The sequence below is a fragment of the Stackebrandtia nassauensis DSM 44728 genome, assembly GCF_000024545.1.
Taxonomy (GTDB): Bacteria; Actinomycetota; Actinomycetes; order Mycobacteriales; family Micromonosporaceae; genus Stackebrandtia; species Stackebrandtia nassauensis.
The window spans coordinates 5,502,766-5,518,464 of record NC_013947.1 but is presented as its reverse complement, the minus strand read 5'-3'; the positions used below and the strand labels follow the sequence as shown (position 1 = coordinate 5,518,464).

The window sequence follows — 15,699 nt, the reverse complement described above, 5'->3', positions numbered from 1 at the left end:
AAGCCACAGCCGAAAGTTTTCTCGTTGTCTTCATGTCCGGCATCGGATCTTCGGGGGAGCTTTACTCGATCGCCCGCCAGGGCGCACAATGAGGGGGACCGCCCAACGTGAGGAGGCTGTCATGACCACGATGCCCATGCTGAAGACCAGCTGGAACGTGACGATCGACTTCGAGGAGAATCCCGACTCCACCATCGCCACCGCGACCCTGACCGCGCCGACGGGCAGGGAACTCAAGGGCACCGGACGCGCCCGCCGCAATCCCGGCGACCGGCCGGTGGCCCGGATCGGAGAGGAGGTCGCCTGCGCGAGGGCGCTGTCGCAACTGACGCACTCGCTGCTGGACTACGCGGCCACCGAGATCGAGATGAACGTGCGCCGGGGCGACCCGGTTCCGTGACTTCTCAACGGTTGCTGGGTTCGCGCATCGGATCCGGCGCGCCGTCGTCGGTGGGCGGGAACAGATCCGACGCGTGAACGTCCACTGAGGCCTCAAGCTCCGACGGGCGGCTCCGCCACCGCGCGATCGCCGCGGTGTGCTGCTGCGGCTGCGCGTAGCGGGTCAGGGCCAGCACCGTTCCCAGGGTGACGAGGAATCCGGTGGCCGCCAGCCACTCCAGGTTCGGACGGATCTGGTCGCCCAGCAACAGCAGTCCCACCGCCGCCGCCGGTACCGCGAAGGCGGCGTCCATCGCGGCCACCGCGGCGGTGGCGCTGCCGCGCTGCATCGCCAGCGCCAGCAGCAGCTGACCGGTCAGCGACTGCACGATGATGACGTAGAGCAGCGGGTCGGACAGCAGTCCGGTGACGCCCACGGCGCTGGCCAGCGGCCGCGAGGCCACGGCGGCGGCGCCGAAGGACAGGCCCGCCAGCGCGCCCAGCGCCACCGAACCGGGGACGCCGTGCAGCTTGCGGGCGGTGAACCAGCCCGCGACCGCGATGAGCACCCAGCTGCCCGCCAGCGCCAGGATCGCGACCAGGTCGAGGTCCTTGGAGGCCGAGGGCTTGGCCGAGATGACGAGCATGACGATGCCCAGGCTCAGTCCGATGAGGAGCGCGATCTCGGCCTTGGGCAGCCGCCACTTCAGCAGCACCACACCGAGCACGGCCGTGACACCCAGCCCGGCGGCCACCGCCGCCTGCACCAGGAACAGCGGCAGGTCGGCACGCGCGGCGATCGCCAGCAGGAAGCCGAGGATCTGGAACGCGATGCCGGTCAGGTAGGTCTTCTGCGACGCCAGCTTCAACAGCAGCCGGGGGTTGAGGGATTCGTGCCGCTGCTCCCGGCCGGTCGCCACCGCCTGAAGGAAGTTGGCGACCCCGTAGGAGATCACCATCGTGCCGAGGAAGATCCAGCCCAAAGCCAGTGCCATAACCGCTCACCGCACCCTGTCGCGGCGTCCGGCGCCGCGAAGTGGGGACGGATACTCATTCACCCTGTGAGCCTAATCCGCTTTCGCTACTTCAGACAGGCGGGACGGCAAACACGGAGTCGACCCTCACACGTATGACAGCGCCTACCATTCGTTCGAGGTAGGGCGCAGGGCCTCGCGTACCGCGTCGTGCAACAGGCCGTTGCTGGCGATCGCCGAGCCGCCGGACGGGCCCGGATTGCCGTCCAGATCGGTGAAGGTGCCCCCGGCCTCGGTGACGATGACCGACAGCGGCGCCAGGTCCCACAGGTTCACCTCGGGCTCCATCGCCACGTCCACGGCGCCCTCGGCGACCAGCACGTAGCTGTAGAAGTCGCCGTAGGCGCGTGAGCGCCAGGCGCCCCGCAGCAGGTCCACCATCTGCGGGCCGCGGTCGTACTCGAACCAGCTGGGCAGGCTCGAATAGCTGATCGACGCGTTGGCCAGCCGCCGCACCCCGGACACCTGAATGCGCTGGGCGCGGTTGCGGTGCCGTCCGGCGAAGGCCCCGGTGCCCTTGGCGGCCCACCAGCGACGGCCCACCACCGGGGCCGACACGACGCCGACGACGGGCTGGCTGCCCTCGAACAGCGCGATGAGCGTCGCCCACACCGGGACGCCGCGCACGAAGTTCGCGGTCCCGTCGATCGGGTCGATGACCCACCGGCGGCCCCCGGAACCGTGTTCCTCGCCGAACTCCTCACCGACGACACCGTCCCGGGGCCGGGCACGCGCCAAAGTGGACCGCAGCGCCTTCTCGATGGCGGTGTCGGCGTCGGTCACGTGCGACATGTCCGGCTTGTGCTCCACCCGCAGGTCCAGCGACCGGAACCGCTCGGCGGAGATCGAGTCGGCCGAGTCGGCGAGCATGTGGGCGAGTCCGAGGTCATCGGCGTAGGAGGACATGCGCGACAGTCTATTGACTCGACGAGGTTTCCAGGAGCCGCCGGTAGGACAGCAGCCGTTGTGGCGCGGTACCGTCGGCGGCGCGCAGGCTGTCCAGGGCGCAGTCGCCGGAGTTGCCGGTGTGGTCGCAGCCGCGCGGGCAGCCGGTGGCGACCTCGGCCAGGTCGCCGAAGGCGAGCAGCAGCGAGTCGGCGGACACGTGGGCCAGCCCGAAGGAGCGCACGCCCGGGGTGTCGACGATCCAGCCGCTGTCGGGCAGCTCCAGGGCCACGGCGTTGGTCGAGGTGTGGCGGCCCTTGCCGATGGCGCTGACGACGCCGACGGAGCGGTCGGCGTCGGGCACCAGGCGGTTGACCAGAGTGGACTTTCCGACGCCCGAGTGGCCGATGAGGACGGACAGTTTGCCGTGCAGCTTCGCCAGCAGCTCGTCCAGCGGTTCGTCGGGGTGGCAGGTGATGTGGTCGAACTCGAGGTCGGCGTAGTAGGACAGCACCTCGGCCAGCGCGGCGTCCTCGGTGTCGATGTCGGCCTTGGTCAGGCACAGCAGTGGCGCGATGTCGGCGTCGAAGGCGGCCACCAGACACCGGTCGATGAAGCCGGTGCGCGGCGGCGGATCGGCCAGCGAGGCCACCACCACGAGCTGGTCCACATTGGCCACGATGATGCGTTCGATGAGCGCCTCGTCGTCGTCGGCGGTGCGGCGCAGTTCGCCGTGCCGTTCGCCGATGCGGACGATGCGCGCCAGGGTGCCGTCGCGTCCGGAGGTGTCGCCCACGAGGGAGACCCGGTCGCCGACCACGACGCCCTTGCGACCCAGTTCGCGGGCGCGCATGGCGGTCACGTCGGTGTCGCCGACCCGGCAGGTGTACCGTCCTCTGTCGACGGTGGTGACGAAGCCGTCGACGGCGTCGGCGTGCTTGGGGCGGGTGCGGGTACGGGGTCGGGAGCCACGCCCGGGGCGAACCCGGACGTCGTCCTCGTCGTACTGCCGCCGCCGGGTCAGGGCCGGGCCCCCACCAGCTCGGTCCACAGTTGCGGGAACTGCGGCAGCGTCTTGGAAGTACAGGCCACATCGGACAGGACGACGTCGGGGACCGCGAGTCCCAGGACGGCGGCGGCCTGTGCCATCCGGTGGTCGTCGTAGGTGTCGACGACCGAACCGTGCAGTGGCCTCGGCCGGATGCGCAGCCCGTCGTCGGTCTCGGTGACGTCGCCGCCCAGCCGGTTGAGTTCGGCGGTCAGCGCCGCCAGCCGGTCGGTCTCGTGACCGCGCAGGTGCCCGATGCCGCGCAGCGTCGAGGGGGAGTCGGCCAGGGCGCACACCGCCGCGACCACCGGCGTCAGTTCCCCGGCCTCGGACAGGTCGGCGTCGATGCCCCTGACCGAGCCGGACCCGGTGATGGTCAGGCCGTCGTGGCTGAGCACCGCCCGGCCGCCCAGCTGGGTGAACAGGTCGCGCAGCAGGTCGCCGGGCTGGCTGGTGGTGGCGGGCCAGTCGGGGACGGTGACCTCGCCGCCGGTGACCAGCGCGGCGGCCAGGAACGGGGCGGCGTTGGACAGGTCGGGTTCGACGTGCCAGGCCCGGCCGCCGAGCTGCCCGGGTTCCACCTCCCACACGTTGGGGCGCGAATCGTCCACGGCGGCGCCGGCGGCGCGCAGCATGTCGACGGTCATGCGCACGTGCGGGCGCGACGGCACCGGCGGTCCCTGGTGCCGCAGCACGATGCCGCGGTCGTAGCGCGGCGCCGACAGCAACAGCCCGGACAGGAACTGGCTGGAGGAGGACGCGTCGATGGTGATCTCGCCGCCGCTGATCCGGCCGGTGCCCTGGATCGTGAACGGCAGCGACTCGCTCGCGGCGTCGACGCTGACCCCCAGCGCCGTCAGCGCCCGCAGCAGCGGAGCCATCGGACGCTTGCGCGCGTACGGGTCACCGTCGAAGGTGATGGGTCCGTGGGCGACGGCAGCCAGCGGCGGCAGGAACCGCATCACCGTCCCGGCCAGTCCACAGTCAACGGCCGCGGGTCCCTGCGGCGCACGGGGATGCACCATCCACAGCGCGTCGTCGGTGGTGACGACCCGGATGCCCATGGCCTGTAGACCCGCCACCATCAGCGCGCTGTCGCGGGCCAGCAGCGGCGCGGCCACCGAGCTGGCGCCGTGGCTGGCGGCGGTCAGCACCAGCACCCTGGACATCATGGACTTGGAGCCGGGAATGCTCACCCGGCCACGCACCGCCCCGGGAGCCTGCGGGGCGGGCCAGCGCAGTTCCTCGGGCGCACGCGTATCGTTCACGCGCCCACAATACTTGGGGATGTCAGTCCCCGGACGTAGTGTGATGCCATGTGTGGACGGTATGTTTCGACGCTGAGCAGCAGCGATCTGGCCACGTTGTTCGAGGCCGTTGACGACTCCGACGGCGAGGCGGGCGCGGGCTACAACCTGGCCCCCACCCAGACGATCCCGGTGGTGCGTGTCTCGCGTAGCCAGGAGTCGCGAGTGGTCTCGGCGGCCCGCTGGGGTCTGGTGCCGCCGTGGTCGAAGGACCCGAGCATCGGGGTGCGGATGATCAACGCGCGTTCCGAGACCGTCGCCACCTCCCGGGCCTACCGGTCGCCGTTCGCGCGCAAGCGCTGCCTGGTCCCGGCCAACGGCTGGTACGAGTGGCGCAAGCTGCCCGCCGGTGGCAAGCAGCCTTATTACATGACCGCGCCCGGCGAGGACCCGTTGGTGTTCGCGGGGCTGTGGGAGCACTGGGGCAAGGGGGAGGAGTCGCTGCTGACCTGCACGATCCTCACCACCGACGCCCTGGGCGGCTTGGACCGGATCCACGACCGGATGCCGTTGCTGCTGACCCCCGACCGGCACGCGGCCTGGCTGGGCGAGACCGAGTCCGATCCGGCCGAACTGCTGGCGCCGCCCGACACCGAGCTGGTGTCCAGTCTGGAGGTCCGTCCGGTGGGCCGGGCGGTCGGCAACGTCCGCAATGACTCCCCGGAGTTGCTCGACCGGGTGCCCGAACCCGAAGAGCCCACAAAGGACGACGAGGCGACGTTGTTCTGAGCCGCATTCGGGTTCTGAACAGCCCACTTCGAACCGGCTTTTCGGATCGATTCCCCGGTGAGGTCTTGATATCAGCGCGCAGTGTGGTGTAAAACACAACACTATGCATGCGCGGTGACCGCGCCGAGCCGCGGTCCCCGCCTCCACCAGTTGCGGGAGGTCGAGCACCCATGAGCCACACGAAGAAGGCACCGAAGCCCGAGGAAATCGAGGCCGCACGACACGACCCCCGGCTGCGACGCGCGCACGAGACCCGCCGCAGTGACCCGGAATGGCGAATGCGGGGACGTTGCGTCGCCGTCGACCCCGAGACCTTCTTTCCCGACCCGCAGGTGAAACAGTCCCCGCGCGCGGCGCTGGCGGTGTGCTCGGCCTGCGCCGTCCAGTCGACCTGCCTGGCCTGGGCACTGGACGCGGGCGACTGCAACGGCGTCTGGGGCGGCACCACTCCGGGTGAGCGCAAGGCGATGGTGGTGGCGTGGCGGGACTTCGTCCCGGTCGGCTGAAGCTCCGCGATCGTGGACGCGGATACCCCTCCCATCCCGGGCCCCGTGGCGGTGTCGGCCTCGGGGCCCGGGCAGGGCCTGGGAGGTTGGCGCACAGACCGTGAAGTCTGTGATGGGAGATCCCGAATGGGTCCATTGTTCTCAACGAGACCGCCATCGATCGGTTACGGGCTGTGATCAATTCGCCACCCGACCTCGCCCGCGGGCGTGACCGCGGCTGTGACCCGGCGCTCGGCGGGCCCCGGAATGCACCGGCCCCCGTCGCTGTTGCATCCGCCGTGACGGCGATACGTACGGCGCCGAGAAAGGAGTGGCCAGCAGTGATGGCCTCCACCCGCGAACGCGTAGAGAACGAGGACACCCAACGGCTGCGCCGACTGCTGTCGGCCCCCGAGTGGCCCCTCGACGGCGGTGAGACGACCGCGGCATCGCCCATTCCGGCTCCCGCGCGTCACAGCGGTGCCGTACCCTCGGCCAAACAGGCAACGAGAGGGGAGCCGGTGACCGACGAGGAGCAGGCCGAGACCGCCGCCGAGAAGCGCGCGCGGTTCGAACGGGACGCCATGCCCCTCGTCGACCAGCTCTACGGTGGCGCGTTGCGGATGACCCGCAACCCCCAGGACGCCGAGGACCTGGTCCAGGAGACCTACCTCAAGGCCTTCAGCGCCTTCCACCAGTTCAAAGCGGGAACCAACCTGCGCGCCTGGATGTACCGCATCCTGACCAACACGTACATCAACTCATACCGCAAGCGCAAGCGGCAGCCGGTGCAGTCACCCACCGAGGAGATCACCGACTGGCAGCTTGTCTCGGCGGAGTCTCACACCTCCACCGGTCTGCGCTCGGCCGAGACCGAGGCCCTGGACCGGCTGCCCGACTCCGACGTCAAGGACGCTTTGGCCCGGCTGCCGGAGGAATTCCGGCTGGCGGTCTATCTCGCCGACGTCGAAGGCTTCGCCTACAAGGAAATCGCGGAGATCATGGGGACGCCCATTGGCACAGTGATGTCGCGACTGCACCGGGGACGGCGCCAGTTGCGTGACATGCTTGCCGAGTACGCGGCACAGCGGGGGTTCAGTGCCTCGGATGATCATGAGGAGGTTTCGCGGTGAGCTGTGGTGATCCGCACGAGGTGGACTGTCGGGAAGTGCTCTCGGAGGTTTACTTCTATCTCGACTCCGAATGCGGCGACGCCCGCCGCGACCTGATCAAGCAGCATCTGGCGGAGTGCTCGCCCTGCCTGGCCGAATACGGGATCGAACAGGACGTCCGGGCCCTGGTACACCGCTGCTGCTCCAAGGACACCGCGCCCCAGGAAGTCAAGGCGCGCCTGCGCGAGAAGCTCGCCAAGTTCGACCTCGGCAGCGGCTGAAACCAGCTTCAGGCCGGTTAAGCCCACGCTCAGCCCTTCCCGGCTACGGTCAACGTAGGGGAGGAGGTTGGAGGCCCCGAGCCTCCCGGTCGGGTCCGATATCTTGTCATCGATGTCGATGAATGAACCATCAGGTGACGAAACCCCAACAGCCATAAGGGATCGCTGGCGGCCGCCGACGTCGGTGCGCTGGGTCGCGCTGGGATATGCCGTCATCACCGGGATCGCCGCCGCCTTGGCATGGGTGGAGTATTCCGGAGTCGTGGGGCTGGACGCGTTGGCGTGGTTCCCGATGGTCATCGGGTCCACCGGCGTCTTTGTGGGTGCGATGACGGGCGCGTTGCTGCTGTGGTGCGCTTCGAGTAAGAAAGCCGCGACCATTGTCTACACCCTTTGCGTATCGCTTGCCGCGGTGGTGGCCATCGTGGCCATCGGGATGCTCATGAATCCGATCATCGCGGTGGGCGTGTTGCCGCTGGCGATCGTCCCCGGGATCTACATCCTTGTAGCGCTGAACCGGCCCTCGGAGGGAAGCGACCGGGTTGGGGGCTAGCTCTTCTCGTTCGTCTCGATCAGTTCCAGCGCGATCTGCAGGGCCGGTTCCTGTAGGTCGGCGGGGTCGGGGTCGCCGTCGAGTTCGACGAACCAGGCCATGTGCATGATGAACAGTGCGTTGACGCCGCGCAGCCGTTCGATCGCGGGGGCCTCGGCGTCGACCAGCAGTTTGTTGACCTGCTGCATCCGTTCCTTGAACGTCCGTCCCTTGTTGATCTCGCGCAGGGCGGGCTGGTTGTGGTGGATGAACCGCAGGGTCTGGCCGTGGGTGTTCATGACGTCGGAGTAGCGGCGCAGGATCTCGCGCCGGGTGTCGAGGTCGGCCGGTTGGGTCTCGGCCCATTCGCGGACCTTGTCGACGTCGGCGGCGAAGTCGTCGAAGTAGCTCGCCGCGATGTCCTCTTTGGTCTTGAAGTGGTAGTAGAGGGCGGCCTTGGTCACGTTGAGGCGTTCGGCGATCTCCCGCAGCGAGGTGCGGTCGTAACCCTGTTCGCTGAACAGTTCCATCGCGATTTGTTGAATGCGCTCGCGCGTGTTGCGCGGTTCACTCATTCGCCTCTCCAAACTTACTTGCCGACCGGCTAGCTGTCGTTCTATCGTAGCTCATGACCCCACTAGCCGAGCGGCTAGTTGTTCCGGATGGAGTATGCCTTATGACAGAAAGCGAAGCCGTCGCCGAAGCGCCGGCCAAGGGACTGCGACGCGAGGTGCTGGTGGTTCTTCCCGGCCTCATGCTCGCGATCCTCTTGGCCATGTTGGACAACACCATCGTCGGTACCGCCCTTCCCACCATTGTGGGCGAGTTCGGCGGCTACGGACACATGTCCTGGGTGGTGACGGCATACATCCTCGCCGCGACGGTTTCGACTCCCCTGTACGGCAAGCTCGGTGACCTGTATGGACGCAAGCGGCTGTTCATGTTCGCGATCGGTGTCTTCCTCATCGGTTCGGTCGCCTCCGGTGCGGCCCAGAGCATGGAGCAGCTGATCGCCTTCCGCGCACTGCAGGGCCTGGGCGCCGGTGGCCTCATGGTCGGCGTCATGGCGATCCTCGGCGACTTGGTCCCGCCCCGCGAACGCGGCAAGTACCAGGGCTTCATGGCCGCGGTCATGATGGTCGCCACCATCGGCGGCCCGCTGGCCGGTGGCCTGCTGACCGACCACGTCGACTGGCGCTGGGCCTTCTACATCAACCTGCCGCTGGGCGCGATCGCGCTGATCATCATCGCCACGACCCTGCATTTGCCCCGACACCGCAACAAGGCCAAGATCGACTACGCCGGAATCGCGCTGTTGTCCGCGGTGGCCGCCAGCCTCGTGCTCGTCACCACCTGGGGCGGCAACGAGTACGAATGGGACTCCCCGCAGATCCTGGGCCTGTCGGCCTTCTCACTGGTGGCCCTGGTGGCGTTCATCATGGTGGAGCGCAAGGCTGCCGAGCCGGTGCTGCCGCTGCGGCTGTTCACCGACCGCAACTTCACCCTGATCAACGTCGTCGGGTTCCTGCAGGGCTTCGCCATGTTCGGCGCGATGACCTTCATCCCGATGTACCAGCAGATCGTCCAGGGCCTGACCCCCACCGAATCGGGCGTGTTCTTCATCCCGATGATGTTGGGCGCCATGGTGTTCTCGCTGGGTGCCGGACAGATCATCACCCGCACCGGCAAGTACAAGATCTTTCCGATCGCGGGTGGCGCCGTCATGATCGCCGGAATGCTGCTGCTGACCCAGCTGACGACCTCCACTTCGGAGCTGACCACCAGTATCTACATGGTCGTGTTCGGCATCGGGCTGGGCCTGCTGATGCAGGTGACCATGCTGGTGGCGCAGAACAGCGCCCCGCAGCGGGACATCGGCGTCGCCTCCAGCACCTCGACGTTCCTGCGCAACATCGGCGGATCCTTCGGGGTGGCGGCGTTCGGTTCGATCTTCGCCAACCAGCTGACCGAGTCCATGAGCGGCAAACTGCCGCCGGACATCGCGAAGAACTTCTCCGGCGGTGGCACCGGCGGTCTGGAGCCGTCGAAGCTGGCCCAGCTGCCCGACAAGATCATGGACGTCGTCTCCGGCGGGGTCACCGACGCCATCACCACGGTGTTCGTGTGGACGATCCCGTTCGCGGCCTTGGGATTCCTGGTGGCCTGGTTCATCAAGGAGGTCCCGCTGCGCACCGGCGGACAGCCCGCCAAGGAAGAGCCGAAGGAGGCCGAGCCCGCAACCATCGCGGCCTAGACCCCCTTCGACAACAGCTAACTGAAGAGTCACACCTGCTGGCGGGCCGCACGGCGGCTCGCCAGCAGCAGCATCACGGCACCGAGCCCGATGACACCCGCACCGACGGCGAGATAACCGCCGAGGCTGAAGCCGGTGACCGGCAGGATCTCGTCGCTGGACGCCGCGTCGGCCTTGGTGTAGGTCTCGCCGCTGGCGAACCGCACCTGCTCGGCGTCGGTCGGGTAGGACATCCGCACCGTCAGACTGACCTTCTTGGACAGATCTTCGGAGGTGCCGTCGGTGAACAGCTTCATGTCGTAGGTGAGCGACTCGCCCGCCGCCAGCGAAACGCCCTCGCAGCGGGTGACCTCGTCCTCGTCGTGGGTCTCCTCGCAGCCCTTCTGCTCGGTGCCGAGCTCCAGTCCGCGCTGCCCGTCGTCGGCGTACAGCCCGATGACGATGAACCCGTCGGTGATGTCGGTGTCGGTGTCGTTGGTGATCGTGAACGACCAGTCGACGCCGTTGGGGCGGATCTTGTCGGTGGGGACCGAGTCGGGGACGCCGTCGAACTTCACCCGGTCCAGGGCCGGGTCGTGCTCGATCGTGAACTGCCCCTCGGAGCTGTCCACGGTGGCGTCGCCACGAATGGCCTCGCCCTTGACGGCGACGGTGTCGTGTTCGCCGCCCTCGTCGGGGTCGCCCTGCTGGATGGCCACCGGCGGGGCGGCCCCGTCGGGCGCCGAGATGGTGAACTCCACCTCCACGTCCTCGACGGTCTCACCGGTGGAGTTGGTGAGCGTCGGCGTGAACCCGACGTACTCGTCGGAGTCCTTCATCTCGGGCAGGTTGAGTTCGAGTTCGAAACCGTCCTCGGCGTGTGCCGGAGCCGCCGTGGGGGATATCGGGTAAGCCTTCTACTTGCTGGACGCGCACACCGGTGGTGGAGGTTGCGTCGCGGCTGGCCCGAATCCGGCCCCGGACACACGAATGCCGGTCCCCGCAAGAGGAACCGGCATTCGCTCGCGCTCAGGCGTTGGGGCGTTTCCCGTGGTTGGCGCCCTTCTTTTTGCGCGCCTTGCGCTTACGTGCGCGTTTGGCCATAGCGATCCCTCCTCAACGTCGGCGAACATGTCGGTCGCCCAGCTTACGGAGTCCTCCGCGAGGCTGACCGGGCGCGGTGTGGCCGTATATTGTGTTCGCAGTCGACGTGAGAAGAGAAACGAGGAGGCGGCCATGGCCGAAGAAGTGCGCGCCGAGATGGTGGCGAACGTGTGGAAGGTGGTCGCGAAGAAGGGCGACACCGTCACCGACGCCGACCCGATCGTCATCCTCGAGTCCATGAAGATGGAGATCCCGGTACACGCCGAGGACGAGGGCACCGTGGCCGAGATCGCCGTGTCCGAGGGCGACGTCGTCTCCGAAGGCGACCTCATCGCCGTCATCGAGTAGCAACGACCGGCCCCGAACCGCGGCTTGAGCAGGCTGAGCCCTGCTTGGGCCGCTTTTTCGTGTGATCTGGGCCGCGCGTCAGCATGCCCTCAATACCCGCGCGGATATGATTGAAATACAGTCTCGATGAGCAGAACCGCGCAAAAATTACGCAGAGGGAAACGGTTATGAGCCAGCAGCAGGCCGCCAGGTCAACCACGGCGGGGGCCACGGACGCCACGGCGGCCACGCCGCCCGGAGCCGGGATGGCCGCCGACATCGCCGACCAGCCCGAGGCGTTCGCCCGGTTGGCCGAGACCCAGTCGGGTGCGATCGCCGACATCGCCGCCGAGATCGCGCGCGAGCGGCCCCGGTTCGTCATGTTCACCGCCCGGGGTACCTCCGACCACGCGGCGCTGTACGCCGCATACCTCACCGAGATCCGCTTGGGGATTCCGGCCGGGCTGGCCTCGCCCAGCGCCATCACCGTGTACGGGGCCCGCCCTGATCTGTCCGAGGCGCTCGTCGTGGGGGTGTCGCAGTCCGGGGGTTCGCCCGACATCGCCGAGGTGTTGCGGGTGGCGTCCGAGTCGGGGGCGCGCACCCTCGCCGTGACCAACAACCCCGAATCGCCGCTGGCGAAGCAGGCCGGGCTCAACATCGACGTGTCGGCCGGGCACGAGAAGGCCGTCGCGGCCACGAAGACCTACACCGCCGAGCTGTTGGCGCTGTTCATGCTCATCGAGGGAATCCGCGCCGGGGACGGGAAACTCGCCGGTGACGAGGCCGCCGCGGTGGCGGCGTTGCCGGAGCTGGCCCGCACCGTGCTGGCCGACGAGACGCCGGTGCAGTTGGCGGCCCGGTACCGGTTCGCCGAGCGGCTGGTCACCACCGGGCGGGGATACGCGTACCCGACGGCGCGCGAGACCGCGCTGAAGCTCATGGAGACCTCGTACCTGTCGGCACTGTCCTTTTCGGGCGCCGATCTGCTGCACGGTCCGCTGGCCATGGCCGACCCCGACATTCCGGTGCTGGCCATCGTCGGGGACGGGCCGGGCGGCAACGCGATGCGGGACGTCATCGGACGGCTGGGGGAGCGGCGCGCCGACGTCGTGTCGATTGGCGCCTCCGATGTGGAGGGCGCGCCGATCCGGATCCCGGTGCCCGCCGTCGATGAGCGGCTGGCGCCGATGCTGGACATCCTGCCGCTGCAACGCCTCGCGTTGGCGCTGGCGTTGAACCGGGGCGAAAACCCCGACGCGCCGCGTGGCCTGCGCAAGGTCACCGAGACGCTGTAGCCGCAGGCGGCCGCGAGGCTGCATATCCGCTGCCGATTGTCAACAATCGGCGCTTCATACCGTCTGCCCGTCGACCGCGCTGATCTCTGTTTCATAACGATCATTCAGTGCGGTCGACCGGTTTTCCTACGCAAAGTCGACACCGTGACAACGCGGTGTCGACTTTCGCGTGTCTTTATTCCAACTCGGTAACGAAGCGCCGCGAGGGATACGCCCAAGGCGGGCCCGATCTCGCTATTGTCTGTGGCTTGTAGGCGCCGAGTGCGCTGCGTAAACGCCCAATCGAGCCACTGTCTCGATCCATCTCAAAAGGAAGGAGGCGGAACGGATTGAACTTTTTCGGGTACGTCAACGAATTCTCCGGGCAACTCGCCTTCGAGTTCTACCAACACGCGAGCATGGTCTTTCAATGTGTCCTGTTGGCTTCCATAATCGGTCTGGGCCTTGCGGTCGCGTCTTATCGCAAGCCGTGGCTCGCGGGTGTCACGACCGGTACGGCGTCCGTCATCTTCACGATTCCGTCACTTGCCCTTTTCGGACTGATGATTCCGCTGTTCGGTCTCGGCGTGGCGCCCTCGGTGGTCGCGCTGACCCTCTACGCGATGCTGCCCATCGTCCGCAACGCGATCGTCGGCCTGCAAGGCGTCGACAAGAACATGGTGGACGCGGCCCGCGGCATGGGCATGGGCCGGATGGCCATCCTGTTCCGGGTCGAGCTGCCGCTGGCCTGGCCGGTGGTGCTGACCGGCATCCGCGTCTCGACCCAGCTGGCCGTCGGCGTCGGCGCCATCGCCGCCTACGCCTCCGGTCCCGGTCTGGGCGAACAGATCTTCTCCGGGCTCGCCCGTCTGGGCGGAGCCAACGCGATCAACCAGGTGGTGGCCGGGACGCTCGGCATCGTCATTCTGGCCCTGCTGTTCGACGCCGCTTATGTACTCATTGGACGACTCACCACTTCGAGGGGCCTTCGTGTCTGACACCAAAACCACCGCGAAACCCGCATTGACCCGTGGCGCCGAGATCAAGCTCTGCGGTGTCACCAAACGCTATTCGGGCCAGAAGATCGCCGCCGTCGACAACGTCAACCTGACGATTCCGGCCGGGGAGATCGTCGTGTTCGTCGGGCCGTCCGGCTGCGGCAAGACCACGACGATGCGCATGATCAACCGCCTGATCGAACCCACCAGCGGTGAGATCCTCATCGGTGGCGAGGACGTGCGCAAGAAGGACGCCAACGAGCTGCGCCGCCACATCGGCTACGTGATCCAGGCCGGGGGACTGTTCCCGCACATGACCGTCGCCGAGAACATCGCGATCGTGCCGCGCATGCTGGGCTGGGACAAGGACAAGGCCGCCGAACGGGTGCGGGAGATGCTGAACCTGGTCGGCCTGGAGCCGGGCCAGTTCGCCGACCGCTATCCCCGGCAGCTGTCCGGCGGACAGCAGCAGCGTGTCGGCGTCGCCCGGGCGCTTGCCGCCGACCCGCCGGTGATGCTCATGGACGAGCCCTTCGGCGCCGTCGACCCGATCACCCGGGCCCACCTTCAGGACGAGCTGCTGTCGCTTCAGGACGAACTGTCCAAGACCATCGTCTTCGTCACCCACGACTTCGACGAGGCGGTCAAGCTCGGCGACCGGATCGCGATCCTCGCCGAGGGCTCCAAGATCGTCCAGTACGACGAACCCGCCGCGATCCTGGCCAACCCGGCCGACGACTTCGTGCGCGGGTTCATCGGCGAGGGCGGCGCGATGAAGCTGCTCAACGTCACCCGCGTGGCCGACATCGAACTCGATGAACTCGTCACGGCGCGGGCCACCGACTCGGCCGCCGACGTCAGAGAGCGCATCGGCGACCGCGACGTTCCGTGGGCGATCGTTCTGGACGACGCCGACCGACCGGTCCGCTGGATCTCGAAGGACACGCTGGCCGATATGGATGGTGCGATCGGCAACGCCGGTGACAAGGTCACCGCCACCATCAGCGGCCGGGCCAACGTCCAGGAAGCCCTCGAGGCGCTGCTGAAGACCGATTTCACCAGCGTTCCGGTGACGGTGCGCCGCAAGTACGTGGGCATGGTCTCGCTGTCGACGGTGCAGAACGCCATCGCGGGTCTGCGCGAGAAGTCCAAGGCCAGGAGCCGCTCATGAGTACCCTCGCCGAACAAGAGGTACAGGCGGTCGGGGCGGCACCGGCCGAGGCCAGGGGCAAACCGTGGGCGCTCATCGGTACCCCGGCGGTCATCCTGATCGCGGCGGCCGCGCTGATGCTGTACCTGCGCAACGCCACCATCGACCCGTCGATGGAGTCCTCGCTCAACGCCGAGACCATCTCGGGACTGCTGTGGCAGCACCTGGAACTGTCGGCCGTGTCGACGGTGATCGTGCTGGCCGTCGCGGTGCCGCTGGGCATCGCGTTGTCCCGCAAGGGCGCCAAGTCCGCGCTGCCGGTGGTGCTCACCGCGGCCAACATCGGCCAGGGCGCGCCCGCCATCGGCGTGATCGTACTGCTGGCGGTCGTCATCCAACCCGACTCGTCGGCGCAGTCGTTCTGGGTCGCCATCCTGTCCATGTCCGTCTACAGTGTTCTGCCAGCGTTGCGGAACACGCTGGTGGGCCTGCAACAGGTCGACCCGGCGCTCATCGACGCCGGACGCGGCATCGGCATGTCCGCGCCCGCGGTCCTGTTCCGGGTGGAAGTGCCGCTGGCGGTGCCGGTGATCCTGGCCGGAATCCGCACCACGCTGGTGCTCAACGTCGGCATGGCCGCGCTGGCCGCGCTCATCGGCGCCGGCGGCCTGGGCAACCTCGTCGTCACCGGCGTCAAACTGGCCCAGATCCCGGTCCTGGTGACCGGCAGCGTCCTCATCGCGATCCTGGCGCTGGCCGTCGACTGGGTGGCCGCGATCGCCGAACGCTACCTGCACCCGAAGGGAGTGTGATCGTTCG

At 68.0% G+C, this 15,699-nt stretch carries 19 protein-coding genes; 12 read left to right on the top strand and 7 right to left on the bottom strand.

Annotation, left to right across the window (positions count from 1 at the left end; translation table 11 throughout):
* Nucleotides 1-121 precede the first annotated feature (121 nt).
* Nucleotides 122-400, top strand: a complete 279-nt coding sequence (locus SNAS_RS25690) for a DUF1876 domain-containing protein (RefSeq protein WP_013020402.1) — start codon at nt 122-124, stop codon at nt 398-400.
* A 4-nt stretch (nt 401-404) separates the two neighbouring features.
* Here SNAS_RS25690 and SNAS_RS25685 read toward each other — a convergent pair whose 3' ends face one another.
* The 4 genes from SNAS_RS25685 to aroA form a co-directional block, all read right to left on the bottom strand.
* The gene (locus tag SNAS_RS25685; RefSeq protein WP_425281056.1) at nt 405-1,337 is read right to left on the bottom strand and encodes a hypothetical protein; all 933 of its coding nucleotides are present in this window, start codon (nt 1,335-1,337) and stop codon (nt 405-407) included.
* 180 nt (nt 1,338-1,517) lie between these two features.
* Nucleotides 1,518-2,318, bottom strand: a complete 801-nt coding sequence (hisN, locus tag SNAS_RS25680; protein WP_013020400.1) for a histidinol-phosphatase — start codon at nt 2,316-2,318, stop codon at nt 1,518-1,520.
* Between the two features lie 10 nt (nt 2,319-2,328).
* Nucleotides 2,329-3,348, bottom strand: coding sequence for a ribosome small subunit-dependent GTPase A (gene rsgA / locus SNAS_RS25675; protein ID WP_013020399.1), 1,020 nt, complete (start codon nt 3,346-3,348; stop codon nt 2,329-2,331).
* Complete coding sequence (gene aroA / locus SNAS_RS25670) at nt 3,318-4,613, bottom strand: 3-phosphoshikimate 1-carboxyvinyltransferase (protein WP_013020398.1); 1,296 nt, start codon at nt 4,611-4,613, stop codon at nt 3,318-3,320. The genes rsgA and aroA overlap by 31 nt, the downstream gene beginning before the upstream one ends.
* 48 nt (nt 4,614-4,661) lie before the next feature.
* Here aroA and SNAS_RS25665 point away from each other — a divergent pair, with 48 nt between their 5' ends.
* The 5 genes from SNAS_RS25665 to SNAS_RS25645 all read left to right on the top strand — a co-directional run bounded on the left by SNAS_RS25665 (nt 4,662) and on the right by SNAS_RS25645 (nt 7,812).
* Nucleotides 4,662-5,381: an SOS response-associated peptidase gene (locus SNAS_RS25665; RefSeq protein WP_013020397.1), complete on the top strand. Its 720-nt coding sequence runs from the start codon at nt 4,662-4,664 to the stop codon at nt 5,379-5,381.
* Nucleotides 5,382-5,551: 170 nt separating this feature from the next.
* Nucleotides 5,552-5,887: a WhiB family transcriptional regulator gene (locus SNAS_RS25660; RefSeq protein ID WP_013020396.1), complete on the top strand. Its 336-nt coding sequence runs from the start codon at nt 5,552-5,554 to the stop codon at nt 5,885-5,887.
* A 323-nt stretch (nt 5,888-6,210) separates the two neighbouring features.
* Nucleotides 6,211-6,999, top strand: a complete 789-nt coding sequence (locus tag SNAS_RS25655; protein ID WP_041625176.1) for a sigma-70 family RNA polymerase sigma factor — start codon at nt 6,211-6,213, stop codon at nt 6,997-6,999.
* Entirely contained in the window at nt 6,996-7,259 is a 264-nt protein-coding gene (gene rsrA / locus SNAS_RS25650; RefSeq protein WP_013020394.1) for a mycothiol system anti-sigma-R factor, read from the top strand. The genes SNAS_RS25655 and rsrA overlap by 4 nt, the downstream gene beginning before the upstream one ends.
* A 112-nt stretch (nt 7,260-7,371) precedes the next feature.
* Nucleotides 7,372-7,812 carry a hypothetical protein gene (locus SNAS_RS25645; RefSeq protein ID WP_144300637.1) on the top strand — a complete coding sequence of 147 codons (441 nt, stop codon included), beginning with the start codon at nt 7,372-7,374 and terminating at the stop codon, nt 7,810-7,812.
* Here the strand turns inward: SNAS_RS25645 and SNAS_RS25640 are convergent.
* Nucleotides 7,809-8,366 carry a TetR/AcrR family transcriptional regulator gene (locus tag SNAS_RS25640; RefSeq protein WP_013020392.1) on the bottom strand — a complete coding sequence of 186 codons (558 nt, stop codon included), beginning with the start codon at nt 8,364-8,366 and terminating at the stop codon, nt 7,809-7,811. The two genes, SNAS_RS25645 and SNAS_RS25640, sit on opposite strands and share 4 nt — an antisense overlap.
* A gap of 101 nt (nt 8,367-8,467) precedes the next feature.
* On the opposite strand from SNAS_RS25640, the gene SNAS_RS25635 reads away from it, so the two are divergent.
* Nucleotides 8,468-10,045, top strand: a complete 1,578-nt coding sequence (locus SNAS_RS25635; protein ID WP_013020391.1) for an MDR family MFS transporter — start codon at nt 8,468-8,470, stop codon at nt 10,043-10,045.
* A 29-nt stretch (nt 10,046-10,074) separates the two neighbouring features.
* On the opposite strand, the gene SNAS_RS25630 is transcribed toward SNAS_RS25635, so the two are convergent.
* Nucleotides 10,075-10,863 (bottom strand): hypothetical protein, encoded by a 789-nt coding sequence (locus SNAS_RS25630; protein WP_013020390.1) that lies wholly within the window; start codon nt 10,861-10,863, stop codon nt 10,075-10,077.
* A gap of 190 nt (nt 10,864-11,053) precedes the next feature.
* Complete coding sequence (locus tag SNAS_RS37805) at nt 11,054-11,128, bottom strand: 50S ribosomal protein bL37 (RefSeq protein WP_425281055.1); 75 nt, start codon at nt 11,126-11,128, stop codon at nt 11,054-11,056.
* Nucleotides 11,129-11,260: 132 nt separating this feature from the next.
* Here SNAS_RS37805 and SNAS_RS25625 point away from each other — a divergent pair, with 132 nt between their 5' ends.
* From SNAS_RS25625 to SNAS_RS25605, 5 genes are all read left to right on the top strand, one after another.
* Nucleotides 11,261-11,476 (top strand): biotin/lipoyl-binding carrier protein, encoded by a 216-nt coding sequence (locus SNAS_RS25625; protein WP_013020389.1) that lies wholly within the window; start codon nt 11,261-11,263, stop codon nt 11,474-11,476.
* Between the two features lie 245 nt (nt 11,477-11,721).
* Nucleotides 11,722-12,753, top strand: a complete 1,032-nt coding sequence (locus SNAS_RS25620; RefSeq protein WP_041625175.1) for an SIS domain-containing protein — start codon at nt 11,722-11,724, stop codon at nt 12,751-12,753.
* A 329-nt stretch (nt 12,754-13,082) separates the two neighbouring features.
* The gene (locus SNAS_RS25615; RefSeq protein WP_013020387.1) at nt 13,083-13,730 is read left to right on the top strand and encodes an ABC transporter permease; all 648 of its coding nucleotides are present in this window, start codon (nt 13,083-13,085) and stop codon (nt 13,728-13,730) included.
* Nucleotides 13,723-14,901 (top strand): ABC transporter ATP-binding protein, encoded by a 1,179-nt coding sequence (locus tag SNAS_RS25610; protein ID WP_013020386.1) that lies wholly within the window; start codon nt 13,723-13,725, stop codon nt 14,899-14,901. The genes SNAS_RS25615 and SNAS_RS25610 overlap by 8 nt, the downstream gene beginning before the upstream one ends.
* Entirely contained in the window at nt 14,898-15,692 is a 795-nt protein-coding gene (locus SNAS_RS25605; protein ID WP_013020385.1) for an ABC transporter permease, read from the top strand. The genes SNAS_RS25610 and SNAS_RS25605 overlap by 4 nt, the downstream gene beginning before the upstream one ends.
* Nucleotides 15,693-15,699: the final 7 nt, after the last annotated feature.

Coding starts and splice junctions, on each gene's coding strand:
- SNAS_RS25690 (WP_013020402.1), top strand. CDS start 122: ATGACCACGATGCCCATGCTGAAGACCAGCTGGAACGTGACGATCGAC.
- SNAS_RS25685 (WP_425281056.1), bottom strand. CDS start 1,337: ATGGTGATCTCCTACGGGGTCGCCAACTTCCTTCAGGCGGTGGCGACC.
- hisN (WP_013020400.1), bottom strand. CDS start 2,318: ATGTCCTCCTACGCCGATGACCTCGGACTCGCCCACATGCTCGCCGAC.
- SNAS_RS25665 (WP_013020397.1), top strand. CDS start 4,662: ATGTGTGGACGGTATGTTTCGACGCTGAGCAGCAGCGATCTGGCCACG.
- SNAS_RS25660 (WP_013020396.1), top strand. CDS start 5,552: ATGAGCCACACGAAGAAGGCACCGAAGCCCGAGGAAATCGAGGCCGCA.
- SNAS_RS25655 (WP_041625176.1), top strand. CDS start 6,211: ATGGCCTCCACCCGCGAACGCGTAGAGAACGAGGACACCCAACGGCTG.
- SNAS_RS25645 (WP_144300637.1), top strand. CDS start 7,372: ATGTCGATGAATGAACCATCAGGTGACGAAACCCCAACAGCCATAAGG.
- SNAS_RS25640 (WP_013020392.1), bottom strand. CDS start 8,366: ATGAGTGAACCGCGCAACACGCGCGAGCGCATTCAACAAATCGCGATG.
- SNAS_RS25635 (WP_013020391.1), top strand. CDS start 8,468: ATGACAGAAAGCGAAGCCGTCGCCGAAGCGCCGGCCAAGGGACTGCGA.
- SNAS_RS25630 (WP_013020390.1), bottom strand. CDS start 10,863: ATGAAGGACTCCGACGAGTACGTCGGGTTCACGCCGACGCTCACCAAC.
- SNAS_RS25625 (WP_013020389.1), top strand. CDS start 11,261: ATGGCCGAAGAAGTGCGCGCCGAGATGGTGGCGAACGTGTGGAAGGTG.
- SNAS_RS25620 (WP_041625175.1), top strand. CDS start 11,722: ATGGCCGCCGACATCGCCGACCAGCCCGAGGCGTTCGCCCGGTTGGCC.
- SNAS_RS25605 (WP_013020385.1), top strand. CDS start 14,898: ATGAGTACCCTCGCCGAACAAGAGGTACAGGCGGTCGGGGCGGCACCG.